The following is a 20,405-nucleotide window of genomic DNA, read 5'->3' as shown; positions in this document are numbered from 1 at the left end:
CTCCGCTATTTTCATTTTTTAATAGGTTTTAGGAAGTCCTAAAATGGATGATTTGACGCTACGCTATTACGAAGCTGAATTACGTTACCTGAAAGAAGCGGGTAAAGAATTTGCCAATGCACACCCTGATAGAGCGGCGATGCTCAACTTAGATAAACCCGGTGCGAACGACCCGTATGTCGAACGTTTATTTGAGGGGTTTGCCTTTTTGATGGGGCGCTTACGGGAAAAACTGGATGATGACCTGCCTGAGCTGACAGAAGGACTGGTGAGCTTACTGTGGCCCCATTATTTGCGCACCATCCCATCACTGTCTATTGTTGAATTTGCGCCAGAGTGGCAACATTTACGCCAAGCTGAATGCCTACCTGCGGGGTTTGGCGTGATTTCAAGACCCATCAGCGCCCAGCGCACGCGTTGCCAGTACCGCACCACGCAAGATGTGTTATTACGCCCACTTTCCATTGCCAACGCCAAGTTACAGACCGAACCAAATGGGCGTTCCACCATTTGCTTACGCTTTGCCTGCCCTGAAAAAGTGGATTGGTCGAAGACTTACCTTGATAGCCTACCGATTTTTCTCAGTGCAGATGCGCCGATCAGTTCCGCATTACACCTTGCGATGACGCGCCAAGTGCATGGCATGTACCTTCGCCATGCAGAAACAGGCGAAGAACGTATTCCCTTTGACGGTTGGTTTAAACCGATGGGGTTTACCGATGACGACCATTTATGGCCGAAAGGGGATACGGCCTTTAGTGGGTATCAGCTGTTGCTGGAATACTTTAGTTTTCGCCATAAATTTATGTTTTTGGCGTTACAGGGATTAGAGAAAGCCAAGTTTACGGAAACGACGACCTGGTTTGAAATTGATATCGTGCTCAATGAAACCTGGTCCGCAGATTTACCTTTTGAAACGGAGAACTTCCGGTTGCATTGTGCGCCGGTCATCAATCTTTTTCCGTTGGAAGGTGATCCGTTAACCGTCAATCCACTGGAGAATGAATACCTGCTTCGTCCCCTGCGATTACAAGACGGCCATACCGAAATTTACAGCGTAGACAGCATTCACGGTTCAATTAAAAATGGTAAACCGAAATACGTGCCATTTAGCAGTTTTCGTCATCGTGGGGGCATGATGCGCCATGATGCCCCTGAACGCTATTTTCATACCCGCATTAAACGTGGGCCCTCCGGTCTTTACGATACGTGGCTGATTTTAGGCGGTAAAGAATTTGAACTGGCTCAGCTTGCCGAAAAGCCTGAGCTATTATCCATTCGTTTAACTGGCACCAATGGGCAACTCCCCCGTAAAGCCCTTGAAAGCACAGTGCTAGATAGCGTATTAAAAGCGGGTAAAGTGCCAGTGACAGTCCGCAATCTTACCGCACCGACCATTCCGTTATATCCGCCAGCGAACGACCGTTTTCACTGGCGAGTGATGAGCCATCTGGGATCTAACTTTTTAAGTATGATGGATAACCCGGAAGTGCTTCGCGGCACTTTGGCCCTATATGATTGGACCGATGATGAAATGAATCGTCGCCGACTGGAAGCCATTGTCGGGGTGAAACACACGTTGATACGCCGTTTCGAACAAGGCTACATGATGCGCGGGGTCGATATTGAAATCACGCTAAACGGCAATAACTTCGCAGGTGAGGGGGATATCAATTTATTTGGCGAAATGCTTCAGCGCTTTTTTTCGCTGTATGCGGATATCCACCTGTTTAACCAATTAACCCTTGTTATTCAACCCACAGGAAAGCGCCTGAGATGGAAAGAGAATCACAGTCAACACGTACCCGGCTGATAAAACACATTGAGCCGACGATTTGGCGTGCGAATTTCTACCGTTTTTGCCAATTACTGGAAAAAGCCGCACCGCAATCGCCACTACTCGGCACCACTAACGACATTAAAGATGATCCACTACGGTTTCGTCCTTGGCCGGGTATGGGATTTCCGGCGGGTGAACTTCGCACGGTGGAACAAAACCCGAACAACCTCGAACTCCCATTAACGGTTCGCACCAACTTTTTAGGGTTGTACGGTGTCGATTCACCGTTACCGACCAGTTATCTCGATGATATCGCACAAGGTGTGGAGGGGACGGAAGCCTTAACGGAATTTCTGGATATTTTTAATCACCGTATCACCACTCAGTATTACCGTATCTGGCGCAAATATGCGTATCCCGCGACCTTTGAAGCCGGAGGCACGGATGCCACTTCTCAATGTCTATTGGGATTGATTGGCTTGGGGATCCCCGGCAGTGCGGAGAGGATCGCCACGCCAATATCACGCTTTTTAGCCTTGCTGAGCACCATGCGATTACCCACACGCAACAGCGAAGGGGTCAAAGCATTGGTCTCTTTGCTGGCACCGAATACTCAGGCGGTCATTAATGAATACGATGTCGTTAAAGTCCCCGTCGACGAACGAACGGGGTTAGCCCGCCATCAACGTGTTTCATTGGCAACGCGGGCGACACTGGGTAAAACCGCCCGCGACACCACAAGCCGAATTCTAATCTCCCTCACCACACACCACCCCCAAGAGGCACAAGGCTGGTTGCCGGGCGGACATTTGCATGCCGACCTTTTAGTGCTATTACGCGTGTATTTGGGGTACCGCAGCGATGCGCGCTTAAAACTAACAGTTCCCGTGAGAGTGCTTCCCGAGCCGCGTTTACAAAAAACGTCGCGTATTCAATTGGGACGAACAGGGTTATTAGGGCTAAAAGGGGGCAAGCTCAGTGATAACCGGCAATTTCTGACCGTGAATTTAGGGCGTTATCACGGTATTGAGCATGCAGGGCGACCTGAAGCCGAGCGAGGGGATTATCGTTTTGAATAAGCGCGAACAAATGAGGGATACATTAATGAAAGGAAAATTGCATCCGTGAAAAACATTAGCCAAAAAATAGTGGTGCTTGGTCTGTGCGGATTACTGGCAGGTTGCGGATTAGCACAGGCAGTAAAAGAAGGGACAGTCAGCATGAAAGACGCGATCCTTTATAAAAAAATTACCACATTGCGCTTAGATTTCACCCCGCGTTCAGGGCTAAATGCCGATGAAGACCAAACACCGCTCGCCACCATGGTGTGGGTGTATCAACTGAAAGACAAAAAAGCCGTCGAAGGGGCGATGTATCAAGCACTGTTAACGCAGTCGGATGAAATATTAAAAAAGGATACCCTCAATGCTACTTCGGTCATGGTGATGCCCCAAGGGCAAGTTTCTCTGGATGAGCCCCTCGAAAAAGAGACCAAATTTGTTGCGGTGCTCGGCATGTTTCGCAATCCCGACTTATCAGAAAACACCTGGCGTTTGGTGATTAACCGTGAAGACTTAGATGCCGATAAACCACGTGTAATTGAATTGGGTGACGGTTGGCTGAGATTGTTACCGCTAAAGGGTTAATAGCATGATAGAAACAGTAAACGCTTTTCTTGCCCATCAAGCTTATCAACTTGAGATCCAAGATGCTGGATTTGATATCGATATCCTAAAATTTGAAGGTGTAGAAAAATTGAATGCGACCTCATCATGGCGGATTGAATTTACGTCAACGTTCGATTCAATCCTACCTGAGCAGGCGCTATTAAAGCCAGCCACGTTCAGCATGGGGCCAAATAAGCGCGTGTCGGGGTTAATCACCCGTTTACAATGGTTATCCACCAGCGCCGATGAGTCCCATTATGCCGTGTTGCTCGAACCTCGTTTAGCGTTACTCGGTCATACCGAGCGCAGCACCATTTACCAAAATGTCTCGGTTATTGAAGTCATTGAAAATGTGCTGCAATTCCACGGTTTTGAAGGGGCAGATTATGAGTTTAAGTTAGAACAGCAATACCCCGAGCGAGAACTGATAACTCAGTGGCGTGAAACCGATTTAGCCTTTATCCAACGTTTACTCGCTGAAGTCGGGGTTGGCTATCGCCTTGAATACTCGGCAAAGACCGATAACGACAAAGTGCTATTTTTCGACAGCCAACTCAATTACCAATTTGGTGAAAAATTACCGTACCAGCTGCCATCCGGTCAACACGATAACGGGCAACTTTCGGTATGGGATGTGCAACTGGCTCATCAAGTGGTGACAGGCAACGTCACGGTAAAAGACTACAATTATCGCACCGCACTTTCGCCGATGGAAACGAGCACGCTGCATCCACTCAGTAACACAACACTGGGTGATGAGTATCACTATGCGCCGCCTTATTTGAGTGCCGGGGATGAACACGCAGAAACCCTCGACGCCGAAAGTGGCGCATTTTACAGCCGCTTGCGGCAAGAGCGTTTCCTCAATCCCTCCGCTGAATTTGCACTACAAACCAACGCCTTTTACCTGATGACCGGCAGTGTGTTGGAGATTGCAAATGTCCCTATTAATGAACTGAAAGACGGCGTATTTATCACGCAAATCACTTACCATGCGGCCCGTGATGTGTCGTTACAGATGACCCTCAAGGGCATGCCGTACAGTGAGCAATACGCCTATCGCCCTGCTGAAATACCGCGCCCGAAAATCGCCGGAACCTTGCCAGCCCGTATTGAAAGCCGTAATAGCAACGATATTTACGCATGGCTGGATGAGCACGGGCGCTATCGCGTTAAGTTGGATTTTGACCGCAGTCAGAGCGAATCCGGCTATGCGTATCTTTGGTTGCGTTTAGCCAAACCGTATGCGGGGGAGACCTACGGATTGCATGCGCCGTTGATTGCCAACACTGAAATCGCCATTGCCTTTGATGATGGGGATATTGACCGACCGTATATTGCGTTTGCGTTTCATGACTCAGAACACCCTGACCATGTTAACCGTGATAACCACACCCGCAATGTACTTCGCACCCCCGCCAACAATAAATTACGCATGGAAGATAAGCGGGAAAAAACGCATATCAAGTTAGCGACGGAGTACGGTAAAACGCAACTGAATCAGGGGCATCTCGTCGATGCGCAAGGGAAAATGCGCGGCGCAGGGGCTGAACTGCGTACCGATGAATGGGGCGCTATTCGAGCCGGTAAAGGGCTGTTTATCAGTGCCGATGAACAGCCAAAAGCGCAAGGTGAGGTATTGGATATGGATGCCGCACTTAAAGAAATCGCTCATCTTCTACAGCAGCGCGAGCAACTCAACATTGCAGCGAAACAAGCCAAAGCCCTGCAAGCGGATATTGAAAGCCAAAAACAACTGTTACAGCAACGTTTAGAGCCACTGAACCAGAGCCTGTTATTTTCAGCCCCTCAAGGAATGGCGTTTACCAGTGGTGAACATTTACAACTGTCCGCCAGTGAAAACCTGTCCATCAATGCTGACGGTGATATCAGTGTGGGCGTTATCGGCAATATGACCATGTCCACAGGGGATAAGTTAGGACTGTTTGCGCGTACTGGGAAATTGGGGGTGATTGCAGGGGAAGGCTCACTGACCGTTCAAGCGCAGAATAATCGTTTAGATATCTTCAGTGAACAAAAGCAGACTATCACCTCGGGGGCTGATATCAATTTTACCGGCAAAAAACGGATTATCCTAAACGGCGGCGGCAGTTATCTCAAATTGGAGAACGGAAAAATAGAGTACGGCACCTCAGGGGATTATTTGCGCAAGATACCGAAGATGGCCACCGCAGGGCCGAATACTTTACCGATGAAGATGGCACAATTTCCGGCATTGCCTTTACCCATTTGTATTCCGTGTTTACTTAATGCCATAGCAGGCAATGATCCCCGTGTTGACCTTAGGAAATTTTAGCCATGGAAAATTTAGTTCAAGCGGCAAATCAATCACAGAAAAATATTTACCTGTTAATCGAGGGCGGGGCGTTTGCCGAACAGACCATTGAGCCTTTTCAGCAAAAACATACGCGTTCTCTGTATTCCCTTTATCAGCACCCTCAGCTAATTGAAGCCAAATGGGTGGGACCCTGGCTGTATCAGGTGAAAAACAACGCAGATTTAGCCGCTGAAATGGCGCAGTTTCAGCAAGTTGCCACCGTCATTTTTTCATCATTAGCGCTCAAACCCTTGGCGATGCAATTGGCGTGGGGATGCACCTTAGTAAAACCCGATCTCGAAACGATAGTGAGCCGGTTTTATATTCATGCGGTGATGCCAGTGTTAGCCCGTTGCCAGAAAGAAGATTGGCACTACTACCTGTTTTCGGGCACAACCACGTGGTGGCACCAGACATTGTCGGGCTGGCAACCGACCGATATCGCTACTAAAGCGCAGCCCAAAACCCACGACAGAACGGTGTATTTGGATGAGACGACTTGGCAGCAAATTGATGATGATCCAGAAGTCAAAAGTGTTTTAGCCCAATGGCAACAGATGCCAATGAGCCAGCATTTTCCGCCGTGCATTCAGCGGCAGAAGGTTATCCAAACTCTCAAAAAAGCAGAGAAAGCAGGTTTAACCGAAAGTGATGATAGAACAACCTATGCTTTACTGTATTTGGAAGGTTATCAATCTCTGCTAACGCAGTTGTTAGATGCTCCCTATATAGAAAATATTCAGCAAGGGAAATACTCCCTTGCCCATGCAATAAAAGAATTTGAACGCAAAAATAAGGCGGTTATTTAATGCAGTGGATTAAACGATGTAATGAAAAATCATTATGGTTTTTATTGTTACCCTTTGTGATAGCGATTGGGATATGGAGCTTGTTTCTACCAACAGCTAGTGCGGAGACATCTATCGAAGATGAAGAAGTTCGATTAATTATTCATAATTGGCAAGATAGACCTATTTTTAATTCTAGCGTAAATAGTATTTGGGGGGGAGGGGTATCGGCTTATACTTACAATCCATATAGCAATGGTATGGGGCCAACAACATGTTGCGGCATCATTAAAGGAAAGGAGGTAATAGTCAAATGGACGCTAAGCGTTAAAGGTTCACAGTATGATGCTGGTATGCGCCCTGAAAATTATCAAATGAAGGTGCTTTTGCCTGAACGTAAGGCAGGAGAGAAAAATCTTCATGTTCATTTTCTACCCATGAAAAAAATTAAATTAGAGTGGAGCTCAAAAATAAGCTCTTCTTACAATCCCTTCGATGAAACGCAACGTTTAACGGAGGAAAGCCATGAGTAATGAAAAAAGGGCAAGCACTGACGCTATTATAGGCGCGAGTAATCGCGCAAAACATGCACGCGAGGGGAAATTAGGAAATTGTTCGAAAACATTGCACATTGGCTTATTTTTTGATGGTGTAGGCCGTAATATAGAAAAAGATAAACCTATTGGAAAAGCAAGTAATATTGCTAAATTATATGATGTGTTTAAGAGATCTGATAAGAATACAGAAAATGATATTTATTGGAAATATTATATTTCAGGCCTAGGAACTCCTTATCAAGCTCTTACGGATAAAAAGGCAGGTCAGGTCGCATCGGAAGTCTATAGTGATTTTAAAGATGAGACTAAGGATGAAATTGTCAATGCTGAGATTGATGCGTTTAAAGATATTGGTATTGATACTTTATTTGGTGGCGGTGGAGTTAAAGAGATTGAAGAATTATTATCTCCTAAAGGGCAAATGAAATTGATGGGGGAGACTCTTATCGATTATACGGCCAAAATAACCAAAAAAGGCATTGAGGCAGCACCTTTTTTAAGAGATAACGAGTTTATTGCCTATAATTTTTTGACTGGGGTTGAAACACGGATTAATGATTTAAAAGAAGTCATAAAACAGGCTTATCAAGAAGCGAAAGATACAGGTGACATTCCACTTCATCGCATATCAGTTTCAGTCTTTGGCTTTGATATGGGCGCGACACTAGCCCGATACTTTATCGGCGTATTAATTAACCAACTTTGCCAAAAAGATTATGATACGGGCCTCTATTTTTACGGGGGGATTCACGGTGGTGCTTGGGTGGATATTCCTTTTGTTGGTTTATTTGATTGCTCTCGTGACACGCCTCAAAGTGATGACAATGGGCTGGACTATGGGCTGAAAGCACTAACGATAATGGCAAAAAGCAATAAAGTGACAGAGGTTGCGGTTGATTCATTAATTACTACCGTTGCAGGGCGTAAGTACATTGACCATATGACTCCGTTACCTAAGCAAGTTAAAAAGTCTTTACATTTGATAGCTGCCCATGAAAAACGCAAATGGCGTTGTCTCTATTTAACGGGCAGAAGTGGGGAGCATCATCAAGAGGAACTATTACCTGGTTGCAGTGAGGATATTGGCGGGGGATTAAGAAATAATGAACAGAAGCCCAATGAAGAACTCGCTAAGGTCGCCTTAAACAAAATGCATTTAGCTGCGTTTCATGCAGGGGTCCCGTTTCCTGAACTCGATGAACTTCGCGAGACGGATTTCGAAACATGGCTCTATTTTCAAGATGAACAAGAAGTGAAAGGAAAAAATGCAACAGAGTGGGTAGATTATTATCAATCAGGCATTCCATTAAAAAAATTGACATTTACGGCCTTGAATGCTCACCTCGACAGTTATTTTGCGTGGTTAGGACAAAAACATTATGAATATAAATTCGAGCTACGAAGACTAGAGAAACAGGAAAGCGACGCGTGGCTGTCACCAGGTTCGCATCAAGGTGGGTACAATATTTCACCTACATCCAAAAAAGAAGCTCTTAGTGCATCTCAACAGATTGCATTGCTGAAAAAAGATTGGGGATGGTTATCAAAAGTAGCAAAAGAGGCTGGTCAAGTCGTCACTCAACAATTTGGCAAAATGCCTGATTCAATAAAGAGGAGTCTTTATTATCCCGCAATAGTGCGTGCTCAAAATTATATTGATTGTGGTACAGCTGGTTATGACGGTAAGTCGTGTCCGACTTCACGTGTTCCTATATTCAATGAATTGTACGGTTGGTTTGTCCATGATATACAGCGAGCTGAAGGGATCAATTATCGTTATTTTTATATTCGTTTAATGGAGCCACTCTCTGGGCAGTTTGCACCGGATGAGCCTGAGGTGTATATTCCACCACAAGCCCCTCAAGGTGTTGGAAATGATTTTATATTTACCGGATTTCCTAAGTTTTAAATATAGTAGACTTTATTACTTGAACTGATCCTAATAACGACATCAAAAAGGGAGCATATGTCAGAAGGAAAAATAGGCACCGCATTTTTATATACCAAAAGAAAGTCACTTTCATTTTTTTGTTATTATATTTTAACTGCTATTTTATTGACACTATCAATTAAGGTGATTAATTCTCTATTTGTAAGTGCTAATTATCGATACACTCATGAGGCTCTATCAAAAAGTATTGACTTGGATTTGGGGTTTTCCATTTCATTTGCTTATGGTTTGGTTATTCTTATCATTTATGGTCTCGCTTATTGTACTTTTTCATTACTGGAAATTCAGCGATTGCGTAGTATTGGTTACCGACATCCGATTGCTATCTGTTTCATTATGTTCTTACTGAATAGAGTATCTAATTATTTTTATACACTAGCAGGTTTAAATTGGATTTCGATTGTTATCGGTGTTATTTCACTCATTTATTTTATTGCATTGATTTTCCTTTCGGAAAAAGAAGTTTATATTTCCAATAAATAACTTATTTGATTGTTAAATAGTGAGATACCCTTGGCTATCGATGAAAGGATCGTAACTAAAATGATGAAACAGTGCCATTTCAGGAGAGATCCGGCTTGATGAACGCTTAACGAAAGAATGGCAAGAGCGATTTGATGCAGAAGGTGAAAAATTAGACAATCCAGAATAATTTGTATGACTGAATTGCGATACTAAAATAACGCCCCAAGTGCCATGCTCAATGTGGCATTTTTGCTTTTTTATTCTTATCGACGAATGGGACACCATTCGCGCGGGTAAAGGGCTGTTTATTAGCGCAGATGAGCAGTCAAGCAGACCATCACCTCGGGGGCAGATATCAATTTTACTGGCAAAAAACGGATTATCCTGAACGGTGGCGGCAGCTACCTCAAATTGGAGAACGGAAAAATAGAATACGGCACTTCGGGGGATTATTTGCGCAAGGTGCCGAAGATGGCCACCGCAGGGCCGAATACTTTACCGATGAAGATGGCACAATTTCCGGCAGTGTCTTTACCCATTTGTATTCCGTGCCTGCTCAATGCCATAGCAGGCAATGATCCCCGTGTTGACCTTAGGAAATTTTAGCCATGGAAAATTTAGTTCAAGCGGCAAATCAATCACAGAAAAATATTTACCTGTTAATCGAGGGCGGGGCGTTTGCCGAACAGACCATTGAGCCTTTTCAGCAAAAACATACGCGTTCTCTGTATTCCCTTTATCAGCCCCCTCAGTTAATTGAAGCCAAATGGGGAGGACCCTGGCTGTATCAGGTGAAAAACAACGCGGAGTTAGCCGCTGAAATGGCGCAGTTTCAGCAAGTTGCCACCGTCATTTTTTCATCATTAGCGCTCAAACCCTTGGCGATGCAATTGGCATGGGGCTGTACCTTGGTAAAACCCGACCTCGAAACGATAGTGAGCCGATTTTATATCCATGCGGTGATGCCAGTGTTAGCCCGTTGCCAGAAAGAAGATTGGCACTACTACCTGTTTTCGGGCACAACCACGTGGTGGCACCAGACATTGTCGGGCTGGCAACCGACCGATATCACTACTAAAGCGCAGCCAAAAACCCATGATAGAACGGTGTATTTGGATGAGACGACTTGGCAGCAAATTGATGATGACCCCGAAGTCAAAAGTGTTTTAGCCCAATGGCAACAGATGCCAATGAGCCAGCATTTTCCGCCGTGCATTCAGCGGCAGAAGGTTATACAGGCATTACAGAAAGCAGATGGAGCCGGAATGCGGAACGGGGCTGACAAAAAACTCTATGCATTGCTTTACCTTGATGGTCAAAAATTAATTTTAACTTCTGATTTTGTGACCTCCAGATTAGAGCAGATTAACCAAGGCAAGTTCAGTTTACAACGCGTTCTTTTTGATTATGAAAAAGTAAGAGCAGGTAGTTAGTTATGAATATAAAACAATGCATTCTGAGCATTTATCAGTTTTCAGCAAAGTATAAAAAAAGGATGTTAGCTTTTGTATTGTTTCTTTTTTTAGTATGGGCAAGCTGGTTTGTCTGGTTAGTTTTATGGGGGCCACCTCAAGGTGGGGTGTCATTGGTCATTCATACTCAAATTGACAGACCTATACTTGGATTCAGTGTCAACGGTGTGGCAGGAGGGAATGCCTTCGCCTATGACCCCAGTAATATTTATGCTGGCGGTAGTGGTGCAACGACCTGCTGTGGTTCAATCAGTGGCGATACAGCTGAGGTTATTTGGACACTGAGCACAACACGGGCGCAATATGATGCAGGTTTAAGAAAAGAAACCAGAAAAACTACAGTCCCTCTTCCCATTAGAAAACGGGGCGAAAATAATCTACATGTGTTCTTTTTACCGAATGATGAAGTACTTCTTTGGTGGGGAGAGGGACTTATCACGCCGTGGAAACACGGAATGTCAAAAGAAGAGTTGGCTTGGGCGTTAGCGCAATAAATAATTATTGATGAGGTAAGTAAATGGATATTTTAACATCAACAAATAATTTAAATGCTGAGTTGAATTTAGATAAATATATTGCAGCAACAAACCGAGCTCAACAAGCAGAAGAGTATCAATTGGGTAACTGCGACAGAATCTTACACTTGGGGTATTTTTTCGATGGTACAGGGCGAAATATTGAACAAGATGCGTCGGAAGCACGCCTCAGTAGTATCGCAAAACTTTATCGAGCATATCCGGATGAGCCGTAAAATACCCATTCACTCCTTTACCGTAAGCACTACTTTTCAGGGTTAGGTACCCCGTTTGAGGATGAAGTGCCGGGAAAATTGCAATCGATTATGGATAATGGATGGCAACATTTTCTCGATGAAATGAAAAGTCTTCCGGAGGATATCGCCACAGACATGGTTGGTGATGTTATTAAAAATGGGGACTGGCAGGAAGCGTTATCCAACCCGATAACTAAATTAACGAACCCCAAAGAATGGCGGAATTTACTGGTTGAAAAAGGGGCTCCCTCGTTGTTTTTTGCCCTTGTTGAAGCTATGCCTATTCTGAGAGACAGTGCATTAGTTTCTGATTTTTTATTATCTGGCGTTGATACGCGAGTTAATAATGCCCTGTTTTTATTTGAGACGTCAGTTAAAGAAGCCAAAAAAAATGAGATCCCCTTAAGCTTGATTTCTGTGTCATTATTTGGGTTCGATTTGGGTGGTACGCTCGCTCGCCAATTTTTGGATAAACTGTTAAACCAACTTTGCATCAAAAATGATGATGGAATAGTCCGTTATCAGGGAATCCCTGTCGATATTGCTTTTGTGGGACTTTTTGATTGCTCTCGTCATACGGGAGCTAGTCAAGACAACGGGCTAGACACGGCCTCTTCGTTTGGCCCGATGGGGGTTGAAATAGTTGGCAGCGCGCTCGGGGCGCACGCGATAAAGCATAATACTTCGCTTCCTTCTCTGGTTAAGCAGTCACTTCACTTGGTAGCAGCGCATGAACGTCGATTATGGCGTCCCGCTTTTCGAACGGGGTTGAATGACGATAATCACGTTGAACAATTGGTGCCAGGGTGTAGTGAGGATGTCGGTGGCGGATTGATAGCCAATGAGCAAAAACCCAGTGCGGAATTGAGTTTGTATTCCTTGAGGAAAATGTATCGAGCGGCGGAAATGGCATGCGTTCCTTTTCCTATATTTAGTCAATTAAACAAACTTGATAAGGATGTTGCGGAATATTTTATCATCCGAGACCGTGTGAAAAGTCCTAGCCAATCGCCTAATGAAGCGGGTAAATCAGTTAGACACTGGGTGGCTGAATACCAAAAAATTTTGCTAAAAAAATATTTCAATGTACCGTGGATGAATCAGCATCTGAACAGCTATTTTATTTGGCTCGGTGAAAAATTTTATGAATATCGGTTGGAATTACAGAAGCTAGAAGCCCGTAAAAGAGAAGAGTTAGGTTATGTTGGTATGACTTATGGTGCGATTCAAGCTGATAGAGACACTTTCCAAGATACATCAAAAGAAGTGGCAACATTGAAAAAACACTGGGGATGGTTGGATGACGTGAATGATGAAGCTGTTAAACTTTATCGAGATTATCATCAACGGGGTAATTATTACCGTCGAGGGGATATGCGTTTTCATCATGAAGGGTTACTGAAGAATATATGGTATCCCGCATACTGTAGAGCTGAATGGTTCATGGAGTGCCAAGTAAGTGCAAATAAAGGTTTGCCTTTCCCTCGACGTCCCTCTTGGGCTCCACCTGTCGATAACGTTTTGTTTGCTTATTTTGTGCATGATATTCAGGCAAAAGATAAAAGCGAAAGTATTACAGATAACTTTTTTGCCATTCGTAAGTTGGAGCTGCCCGGGGATGAGGAGATTAGAATTAAACAGGAAAAAATTGGGCAGCCAAAGCAAGTCAAAGAACCCACCGCTTATGATCCGAATAAAAGCATTGAGCAATTTTGGGGGCAGTTGGGTAAGCGGTTCTAATTCCCTGTTAAATTAGATGTTGGCCGTGATCACAGTAAATCAGGGAATACTTATCTTTGGTCGACCCTATATTGCCTTTGGCTTTCATGACGCATTATCCCGTTCTCGTTAACGGTGATAATTACGCCTGAAATAACCTTAATTTTATTGTGTAGAACAGTTTCAATTCTTAATGAATGAAAATAGAGTCGAATAATAAGGATGAAAAGTGGAATCCGATACAATTGAAACAAGATGGACTTGTATTGAATGTTATAATGTAGAAATAGAACCGCATGGAGATTATTGTGAGGAATGTAATAAAAAATTCTATACCCAAATAGATGGCTGGTTATGGTTTCCTTTGATTAGCTTACTGTTAACGATTGTATCATCGCTATATTATTTTTTTGATTATATGATAGCGCTAGGCTACTACGGTTCATCGACAGTAACATTAAACATAATGGCGATAATTAACTGTATTAATATCATTATATCTGTAATCACTCTACATTATTTTCTTAAGCGCTCCCATAAGATCTCTTATGTTTTTTATGGCTTCATTTCTTGGAAAATACTAGCACCCATCATTATCGGTATTAGTATTTGGCCATCATATTTTAACTGGGGATTTTCAATTTCTATAATTGTAGATGTGATATATGCTATTTTTTATGGTTTGATCTGGGGTTTTTATTTTCATAAATCAAAACGTGTCAAAAAAACATTTATATATTAATGATTCAATAAATGAAACTTTCAAAATTTAAAACATTAATATTAACAAAATAATTAGGGTGCTATGATGTGGGATATCCATCAAACCATGAGTGATTATGTATTACTAACACAATACCTTTCTCCTCTAGAAGCAAGAATTCAGGCTGGTTTACTGAGAACTGAAGGTGTCACACCTATGTTGTTAGATGAGAATATGGTTTGGAATAACCAGATGTATTCTCAAGCTGTGGGCGGTGTTAAGTTATTAGTGAATAAAGATGAATTAACAATGGCATTAGACATTTTAGAAAAGTTACATCAAGGTGAGTTTGCAATCACGGATGACGGTGAACATGAGGTGTTAGTATCGCGGCCTGTATTAAAAAATAGTATCTCAGATTATTTTAATATGACGATAGTCTTTTTGCTTTTTATTACTACCGGAATAGCATTGCCGATAGCAAAAACTAGAGTATGAAATAAGCCGTATAATAATACCTGAATTCACGAACAAAATTAATCAGATGGAATTCATAAATATGAATAAATATATTGTACTCTCTATGTTTTTATTTGTTTCTGAGCCGTCATATTCAAAAAACATTTTTCCGATTGGAACTGATTATCCAGTTAAACAGCTTTATCAAGGAGCAGTTGCAAAACAAGTCGATCTAACCGATGAATTTACAAGAATGTTTCGCACTCGCTTCAAAGCGGCATTAAGTGGAAAAATTACTTTTGCAGGTTTGTATGCAAGTACCGTTTGGGGTTGTGGTTCAAGTGGCTGTCATTCAACTGCGTTTATTAACAAACAAACAGGGAAAGCATTAAATAAATCGTTTACGGTATATTACTCAATGCAAGGTGAGGTTATTGGTGAAAAAATTGAGTATATAGATAAATATAGTCGATTAATTATAGCTGCTGGCACTGATGAAGATACGCATGAAACCTTTCGATATTATTATTTATTGGAAAATGGAGAGTTAACGTTGATAAATAAAACTCCCATTGAAAAAATTATTGATGTTCGATTTGAGATGAATTTTTAATATTATTTTGGTTTAGCTTCGAATGCTTTATTTAGCTGTAGACTGAAATAAAATTTAAAAAATATACTTTATTGGAAATACTATGAACTTTACTAAGTTTAATGATTTAGTTTTCTTCCTGAGGAAAAGGTGGCTTCCCTTAGGTGTTAAGATGGTTGAAATTAACGATCATGAAACTCATTTTTATTATGAAGGTTTTATTCTAACTCTAGCAGATTCACTGCACCCAGAAATTGAGATGCAAATTAATCCTGATGCTGAAGATTGGGGATGTGATGAAGAAGAGATGGGGATGAATTGGGAGAGTGATTATTTGTCTATATCCGCGGCTCCAGTCGATGAAGGTGTATTTATGATAACTGTAAATGAACTTGAAGGGAAAATAAAACATCTTGAAAAATTTATGCAGGTATTTTTAGCTCAGCAGAATAAAGGCTAACAGTAGGTTTAATGATATATTTTAAATGGCTGAGACTGTGTAGCCAAAAAACTTAAAGTTCAAATTTAAAATAACATTCAACTTTTAGTTAACTTGAAATTTTTTAGGGGGGATGTGAACCACTTAATAGATTATTACACTTATTAAATCACTAAAGTACCATTAATGTCATTGGGCGTGCACAATATTAATTCTGGTTAGATATATACTGATATACACAACCCAATTTAAAAAATCACATCATTTTAATATATGACATAAAAAATAATGAGTTCAATATTATAGGTAATAGCACACCGCCCGATCTCATTCGAGCAAACGTCAAAACACATGAAAGAAGAATTAGCATGATGCTCACATCATACTGGTAAATCATGATCCTCACCCAAATCGAAGGAGAAATTACATTAGTCATTGTATAAATGTGGAATATAACAAATGGTATAACAGAAAATAACCAAATGATTGTTTTGTTTTCTTTTTGGATTGCGCTAAACACAATGCCTCTAAAGATGACTTCATAAACAATGGGGCTTATGATAAATGTTAGAATGAATAACAATATGTTATTGATAACTCCCTCATCAAATATGAGGAGTTCTCTTGTAACCATATCACCGCCTAATTTAAAATAAGCAATAACAAGCACAGATAGAAGAATGGTTAGAAGAAATGGGATAACTGATTTTATTGAGAATACCCTTCCCAGCGCTATTTCACCAATGTTTTTGCTATACCATCGAAAAAATAAGAATAGTAATACAAATAGTGCAATTGATGTTAATCGGTATATTAGAATAAAAAATGCTTCTAGATGCAATGGTTCCACAATATATGCCAAAAAAATTTGCAATAAATTATAATCAAGGTTAAACCATATTACTGCCAAAGAAATAGCTAAAAAAATTTTCAATCCATTTTTTTCTTTTATTCGAGTTGTTATGTCAGTGAAGTTCACTTATTAGAATCCTTATTGAAATTAAAAAATCAGTCTGTTTTACCATTATAATAAACAGGGATTTGCATAAAATAGCGCTAACCAATTCATTAAAATAACTATTTAACCTTAACCTCATCAATTTGATTAATCATCCATTTTCCATCCGTGTTGATTAACCGAACAATTAAATGAAGCGGATAAGGTTTTCCCTCACCTAAAATTAAATCGACAATGGCATTTTGTTTGTTAATTGACAGTACTTTGGCTTTGCGATTCTCTACCCATGAATTAAGGACATCTTGTGACTTAGTATAATAGTTAGCGCCTCCTGGTATCCACGTCCCATCCCAATTACATCCTCGTTGATCGCATTCCCTTTCTATATCACAAATGGCTTTTTGCTCTGCTGAAAATTCATCTTCATCACCATAATCACATGTGATGGAGTTTGAAATTTTATCCAAAAGTTCAGGTGTAATGAAATCAGACTCATAGTTGTGGTGAAATGAGTAGTCAGAGGGGAGTAGGTCATTATCATAAAAGTCTAAAACAACGATATCTGGCGGTATAGCTGGCAGTTCGTTAGGGTCCATTACATTAGGCACTGAAACAAGCGGTTGTGTTTGTAGCCAGCCAAACGTATGTGTCCCTGTAGAGGAATGAGTAAAGCTTACAAAATAAAAACCATTAATGGGGTCCGGGTATACTGCTTTAACGCGGTCATTTTGAATTAAGTAACGTTTATTATCTTGGCAATCAAGATCTGGCGCGGAATATATGGGGGTTCTTGGATAATTAATCAAATAGGTCTGACCCATTCTTCCTTTTTGGGTGCTTGCTTCTTCCTGCGCTAATTTATTAATTTCATCACAGTTTTTTTCCTCAGAGGCTTCCACTTGACGTGTATCTATCCAGCCAAATACCCCATTATAACTAAGAAGTATATATGTATGCTCATCATTAACAATGGGGGGTTGAGTCGTATACCCGACGAAACCTAAACGGTCCCCAGGGATCACAAATTTATTTTCATAACGGCACATTTCTGATGGAAAGGCATGAAAATAGGCCCTTTCATTACCTGTTATGATAAAAGTACTCGTGGTAGGCAGTGAAGCCCTTAATGGTGTACTATCAATCAGTGTTTGGCAGGCTATTTCGCGTTGTTGACATTGCTCATATTTATCATTGTTTTGGTTGTATTTTTCACAGTTAAAAAGTGAATCAGATGGTTGTGCTACGACAACAATGGGGTAGCTCAGAGAAAGGAATACGGGCAATAAATATTGTGTCATTTTTTTACCCCATGAATGAAAGCAGTTGGCTTAAATGTAAGTGATAGGATATTCATGATTTTTCCTGCGTATCGCGTAACAACGCATATCGATTCAGTAATTGTTTAAAATGGGTATCGATACGTTGGTATTCCGATTCAGGTACCACACCTTGTGCTTGCCGCTCTTCCAAGCGGCGAAGTTCTTCCTCAAGGGGTAAACCTTGATTAAAATGCTGGCGAGCAGTAAAAATAATCGTTTTTAGTTCAGAGCCCGTGATGTAGCTGCGCGGTTTACCGTCTAATTTGTCCAATCGTTCACTCAAATGATTAAGCTGCTCCATTCCCTGAGACCACTGCCTCATTTGCGTTGCTGAAACGGCATTGATCTGCATGGCTTGTAGCCATTTATCATTCAATACGCGCACTTCAGGTTGAGTGCCAAATTGAGTTGTCAGGTAATTGACCATATTCCAGCTATATTGCTGTGCCCAAATCGGTGATACCGCGCCCAGTTCGGTTAGATAGCGGTCAATAGCACTCAGTTTCTCATTAGAAAAAGAAGTTGTTTGGTTTGGATTAGGTTGTAATTGTTGCTCAATTATCGATGCAATATTAGGTGTAAATTCAGGTAATTGGGGTAGTACTTGCGCTAAGATATGGTTATTGACTGGTGGATGGAGAATATATAATGCCCCAGCACAAAGTGTCCCTGTAAGAACGGTGCCCAAAGCGATCCCAATACAAAGTCCCTTACGATAAGATGGCTTAGTGGGAGGCGCAGTACTAATGGTTGCATTAGCCTTAATCGATACAGGTGTTGTCGCGATATTGGCATGAAACGTAGTAGGGGGGACTTTTGGTATCTGTAACGGTGTTGGTGGGATAAAACCACTGTCTGGCGCATCGGTGCTTTCTAATTGTTTTGCTTGAGTTGTCAGTAAGTTGTGCAGCCGTTCTAGTTGGGTAAGGTGTTTTAATTCTAGAGTTTGTAGCAACTGTCCAATCTGTTTGAGGTGAGATTCGGCTTGGTAAAGTGCAGAAAGGTCGGTATAGACAGGGGGATGACTTCGTAATCCAGTGATTAATTGTTGACTCAGTGTCGCCAGAATTTCAACACGAGCGTGAATTTGTTGCGGCCAGAGCCCTTGCCAGTGCTGATTCAATAAATGTTGAAGTAGAATGAGGCCTTCATTGAGGCCAACAATACCGTTTTGGTGTTGGCGAATTAAGGTAAACCAAGCACAAGTTTGTAAGTCAGCCCCGTTTTGATTGAATAAGGATAAGCACAGCTCATGTGCACGCGTCCAGTCAATATCGGGACGAGCAGGGTGAAAGCGTTTATTTAGTTCATTTTTTAGAGCAGAAAAATCAGCTAATGTGCGTGGGTCGCCGCCTAGGCGTAATGTGTTCAAATCAGGGGTCATCATCGTCTCATGCAATTGTTGGTCTAAATCGAAGAAAAAAGCACACTTGGTAGAAATTAAATTGTGTCAAATTGTTTTTTTAAATGATGGAGTAGAATACGTCCATCAGGTACAAACTCAGTACCATAGCGGATCAACCCTTTTTCATATAGTTCCACCTCAAGGGCATAACGTAGTGTCCCAAAACTATTTTGTGGCAATAACACTAATGAGAGTGACTTGATCCTCGGTTCATACTTTAGTAGCGTTTTTGATAAAAGATTCATCATATTATGAGCTGTTCCGGGAAGCCCTTGGATAAGTTTGCTCATATCAGGCAAACCATAATCAGGCAGGTGCTCAATGCTACCTGCGCGTGCGTTAAGGATACGACGGATATTATCCATGACAGAAAGGATCACCTGATCGTGTTCAGGAATGTCATCAATCATTAGCCCCCCAGCAAAGTAGCCCGTCAACATTTCATACAGCGAAGGTTGGGACATGATCATTTTTCTCCGAGTGGCTTTAAAGTCATAGTGTTATCGAGAAGAGTAAGTAGGCGAGGCTCATCAGGTAGTAAACGTTTTTTAGGAATAATTACTCGCCAGTTGTCTGTCACAAGGTCGGGATGATGGAACATAGCAGCAACCGCGACAAATTCAGCCTCTTTTTCGAGGGGCATATCGAGAGAAATCGATTCACCAGGACGAATTCGCAGGTCTTTTTGTGTAACTAATGAGGATTTGAGTACTTGGCTATCTTTAGCGAAAAGTGTGGCATAGTCGCTTTCTGCAAAGCTTTCGAAATTTTTTAGTTGATAAACACGGATAATGGTTGATAGCGAGGTGCCAGTATCATCGGTATTTAAGGCTTCTCGTGCAACAAAATCTAAGTGTACAACTTTGACTTGTTTGTAGAAAATCGCGTTTGCAGCACTACGAGTACCATCACTGACCATTTGGGTGAGCCCACAAGCCGTGAGGTTTATCGTGGCGATTAACAATAAAGCTTTACCGAAAAATGACAATAAAAGTCTCTGTTTCATGAATATATTCCAAAA

General features: G+C 41.8%; 21 protein-coding genes and 1 pseudogene. 17 read left to right on the top strand and 5 right to left on the bottom strand.

The features are described from left to right. The first annotated feature begins 43 nt into the window (after window positions 1-43). The 17 genes and pseudogenes from tssF to ACWPW6_RS12760 all read left to right on the top strand — a co-directional run bounded on the left by tssF (window position 44) and on the right by ACWPW6_RS12760 (window position 15,723). Window positions 44-1,813: a type VI secretion system baseplate subunit TssF gene (tssF, locus tag ACWPW6_RS12840; RefSeq protein WP_154624969.1), complete on the top strand. Its 1,770-nt coding sequence runs from the start codon at window positions 44-46 to the stop codon at window positions 1,811-1,813. Next, window positions 1,777-2,859 (top strand): type VI secretion system baseplate subunit TssG, encoded by a 1,083-nt coding sequence (gene tssG / locus ACWPW6_RS12835; RefSeq protein WP_249999094.1) that lies wholly within the window; start codon window positions 1,777-1,779, stop codon window positions 2,857-2,859. Before tssF ends, tssG begins: the two co-directional genes overlap by 37 nt. A 45-nt stretch (window positions 2,860-2,904) precedes the next feature. Continuing rightward, window positions 2,905-3,426 (top strand): type VI secretion system lipoprotein TssJ, encoded by a 522-nt coding sequence (gene tssJ, locus ACWPW6_RS12830; RefSeq protein WP_249999092.1) that lies wholly within the window; start codon window positions 2,905-2,907, stop codon window positions 3,424-3,426. 4 nt (window positions 3,427-3,430) lie between these two features. Continuing rightward, window positions 3,431-5,764, top strand: a complete 2,334-nt coding sequence (locus ACWPW6_RS12825; protein WP_249999090.1) for a type VI secretion system Vgr family protein — start codon at window positions 3,431-3,433, stop codon at window positions 5,762-5,764. A gap of 2 nt (window positions 5,765-5,766) precedes the next feature. Next, window positions 5,767-6,594 carry a DUF4123 domain-containing protein gene (locus ACWPW6_RS12820; RefSeq protein WP_163862563.1) on the top strand — a complete coding sequence of 276 codons (828 nt, stop codon included), beginning with the start codon at window positions 5,767-5,769 and terminating at the stop codon, window positions 6,592-6,594. Beyond that, entirely contained in the window at window positions 6,594-7,106 is a 513-nt protein-coding gene (locus ACWPW6_RS12815; RefSeq protein WP_163862560.1) for a hypothetical protein, read from the top strand. The genes ACWPW6_RS12820 and ACWPW6_RS12815 overlap by 1 nt, the downstream gene beginning before the upstream one ends. After that, complete coding sequence (locus ACWPW6_RS12810; protein WP_163862558.1) at window positions 7,099-9,039, top strand: DUF2235 domain-containing protein; 1,941 nt, start codon at window positions 7,099-7,101, stop codon at window positions 9,037-9,039. The genes ACWPW6_RS12815 and ACWPW6_RS12810 overlap by 8 nt, the downstream gene beginning before the upstream one ends. 57 nt (window positions 9,040-9,096) lie before the next feature. Then, window positions 9,097-9,564 carry a hypothetical protein gene (locus ACWPW6_RS12805; protein ID WP_154635722.1) on the top strand — a complete coding sequence of 156 codons (468 nt, stop codon included), beginning with the start codon at window positions 9,097-9,099 and terminating at the stop codon, window positions 9,562-9,564. Window positions 9,565-9,882: 318 nt separating this feature from the next. Further along, window positions 9,883-9,975: pseudogene (locus ACWPW6_RS12800) on the top strand (DUF2345 domain-containing protein); the annotation flags it as partial. A 179-nt stretch (window positions 9,976-10,154) separates the two neighbouring features. Continuing rightward, entirely contained in the window at window positions 10,155-10,979 is an 825-nt protein-coding gene (locus ACWPW6_RS12795; protein ID WP_249999087.1) for a DUF4123 domain-containing protein, read from the top strand. Between the two features lie 2 nt (window positions 10,980-10,981). After that, window positions 10,982-11,512, top strand: a complete 531-nt coding sequence (locus ACWPW6_RS12790) for a DUF3304 domain-containing protein (RefSeq protein WP_249999086.1) — start codon at window positions 10,982-10,984, stop codon at window positions 11,510-11,512. A gap of 23 nt (window positions 11,513-11,535) precedes the next feature. Beyond that, window positions 11,536-11,769: a hypothetical protein gene (locus ACWPW6_RS12785; protein ID WP_249999084.1), complete on the top strand. Its 234-nt coding sequence runs from the start codon at window positions 11,536-11,538 to the stop codon at window positions 11,767-11,769. Window positions 11,770-11,835: 66 nt separating this feature from the next. Beyond that, on the top strand, window positions 11,836-13,530 hold the full coding sequence (locus ACWPW6_RS12780; protein WP_249999083.1) for a DUF2235 domain-containing protein: 1,695 nt from the start codon (window positions 11,836-11,838) through the stop codon (window positions 13,528-13,530). Window positions 13,531-13,738: 208 nt separating this feature from the next. Further along, entirely contained in the window at window positions 13,739-14,251 is a 513-nt protein-coding gene (locus ACWPW6_RS12775; protein WP_154635721.1) for a DUF2569 family protein, read from the top strand. A 63-nt stretch (window positions 14,252-14,314) separates the two neighbouring features. Next, window positions 14,315-14,710: a hypothetical protein gene (locus tag ACWPW6_RS12770; RefSeq protein ID WP_257759842.1), complete on the top strand. Its 396-nt coding sequence runs from the start codon at window positions 14,315-14,317 to the stop codon at window positions 14,708-14,710. 61 nt (window positions 14,711-14,771) lie between these two features. Next, entirely contained in the window at window positions 14,772-15,284 is a 513-nt protein-coding gene (locus tag ACWPW6_RS12765; RefSeq protein WP_249999081.1) for a hypothetical protein, read from the top strand. A gap of 151 nt (window positions 15,285-15,435) precedes the next feature. Next, window positions 15,436-15,723, top strand: coding sequence for a hypothetical protein (locus ACWPW6_RS12760; protein ID WP_163862543.1), 288 nt, complete (start codon window positions 15,436-15,438; stop codon window positions 15,721-15,723). 235 nt (window positions 15,724-15,958) lie between these two features. Here the strand turns inward: ACWPW6_RS12760 and ACWPW6_RS12755 are convergent, their stop codons facing one another. The 5 genes from ACWPW6_RS12755 to tssJ (ACWPW6_RS12735) all read right to left on the bottom strand — a co-directional run bounded on the left by ACWPW6_RS12755 (window position 15,959) and on the right by tssJ (ACWPW6_RS12735) (window position 20,390). Next, window positions 15,959-16,681 (bottom strand): CPBP family glutamic-type intramembrane protease, encoded by a 723-nt coding sequence (locus tag ACWPW6_RS12755; protein ID WP_154635717.1) that lies wholly within the window; start codon window positions 16,679-16,681, stop codon window positions 15,959-15,961. A 98-nt stretch (window positions 16,682-16,779) separates the two neighbouring features. After that, window positions 16,780-17,958, bottom strand: coding sequence for a DUF3828 domain-containing protein (locus ACWPW6_RS12750; protein ID WP_154623920.1), 1,179 nt, complete (start codon window positions 17,956-17,958; stop codon window positions 16,780-16,782). 52 nt (window positions 17,959-18,010) lie between these two features. Continuing rightward, entirely contained in the window at window positions 18,011-19,363 is a 1,353-nt protein-coding gene (locus ACWPW6_RS12745; RefSeq protein WP_196713458.1) for a VasL domain-containing protein, read from the bottom strand. Between the two features lie 56 nt (window positions 19,364-19,419). Next, complete coding sequence (gene tssE, locus ACWPW6_RS12740; protein WP_154623921.1) at window positions 19,420-19,848, bottom strand: type VI secretion system baseplate subunit TssE; 429 nt, start codon at window positions 19,846-19,848, stop codon at window positions 19,420-19,422. A 2-nt stretch (window positions 19,849-19,850) separates the two neighbouring features. Further along, a complete protein-coding gene (tssJ, locus tag ACWPW6_RS12735) occupies window positions 19,851-20,390 on the bottom strand; it encodes a type VI secretion system lipoprotein TssJ (protein WP_154623922.1) in 540 nt (179 codons plus the stop codon). Window positions 20,391-20,405: the final 15 nt, after the last annotated feature.

It is taken from the genome of Providencia sp. Marseille-Q8014, assembly GCF_965112055.1.
Note: the sequence above shows the minus strand (reverse complement) of the source record. Positions and strands in the feature narration are given on the sequence as shown.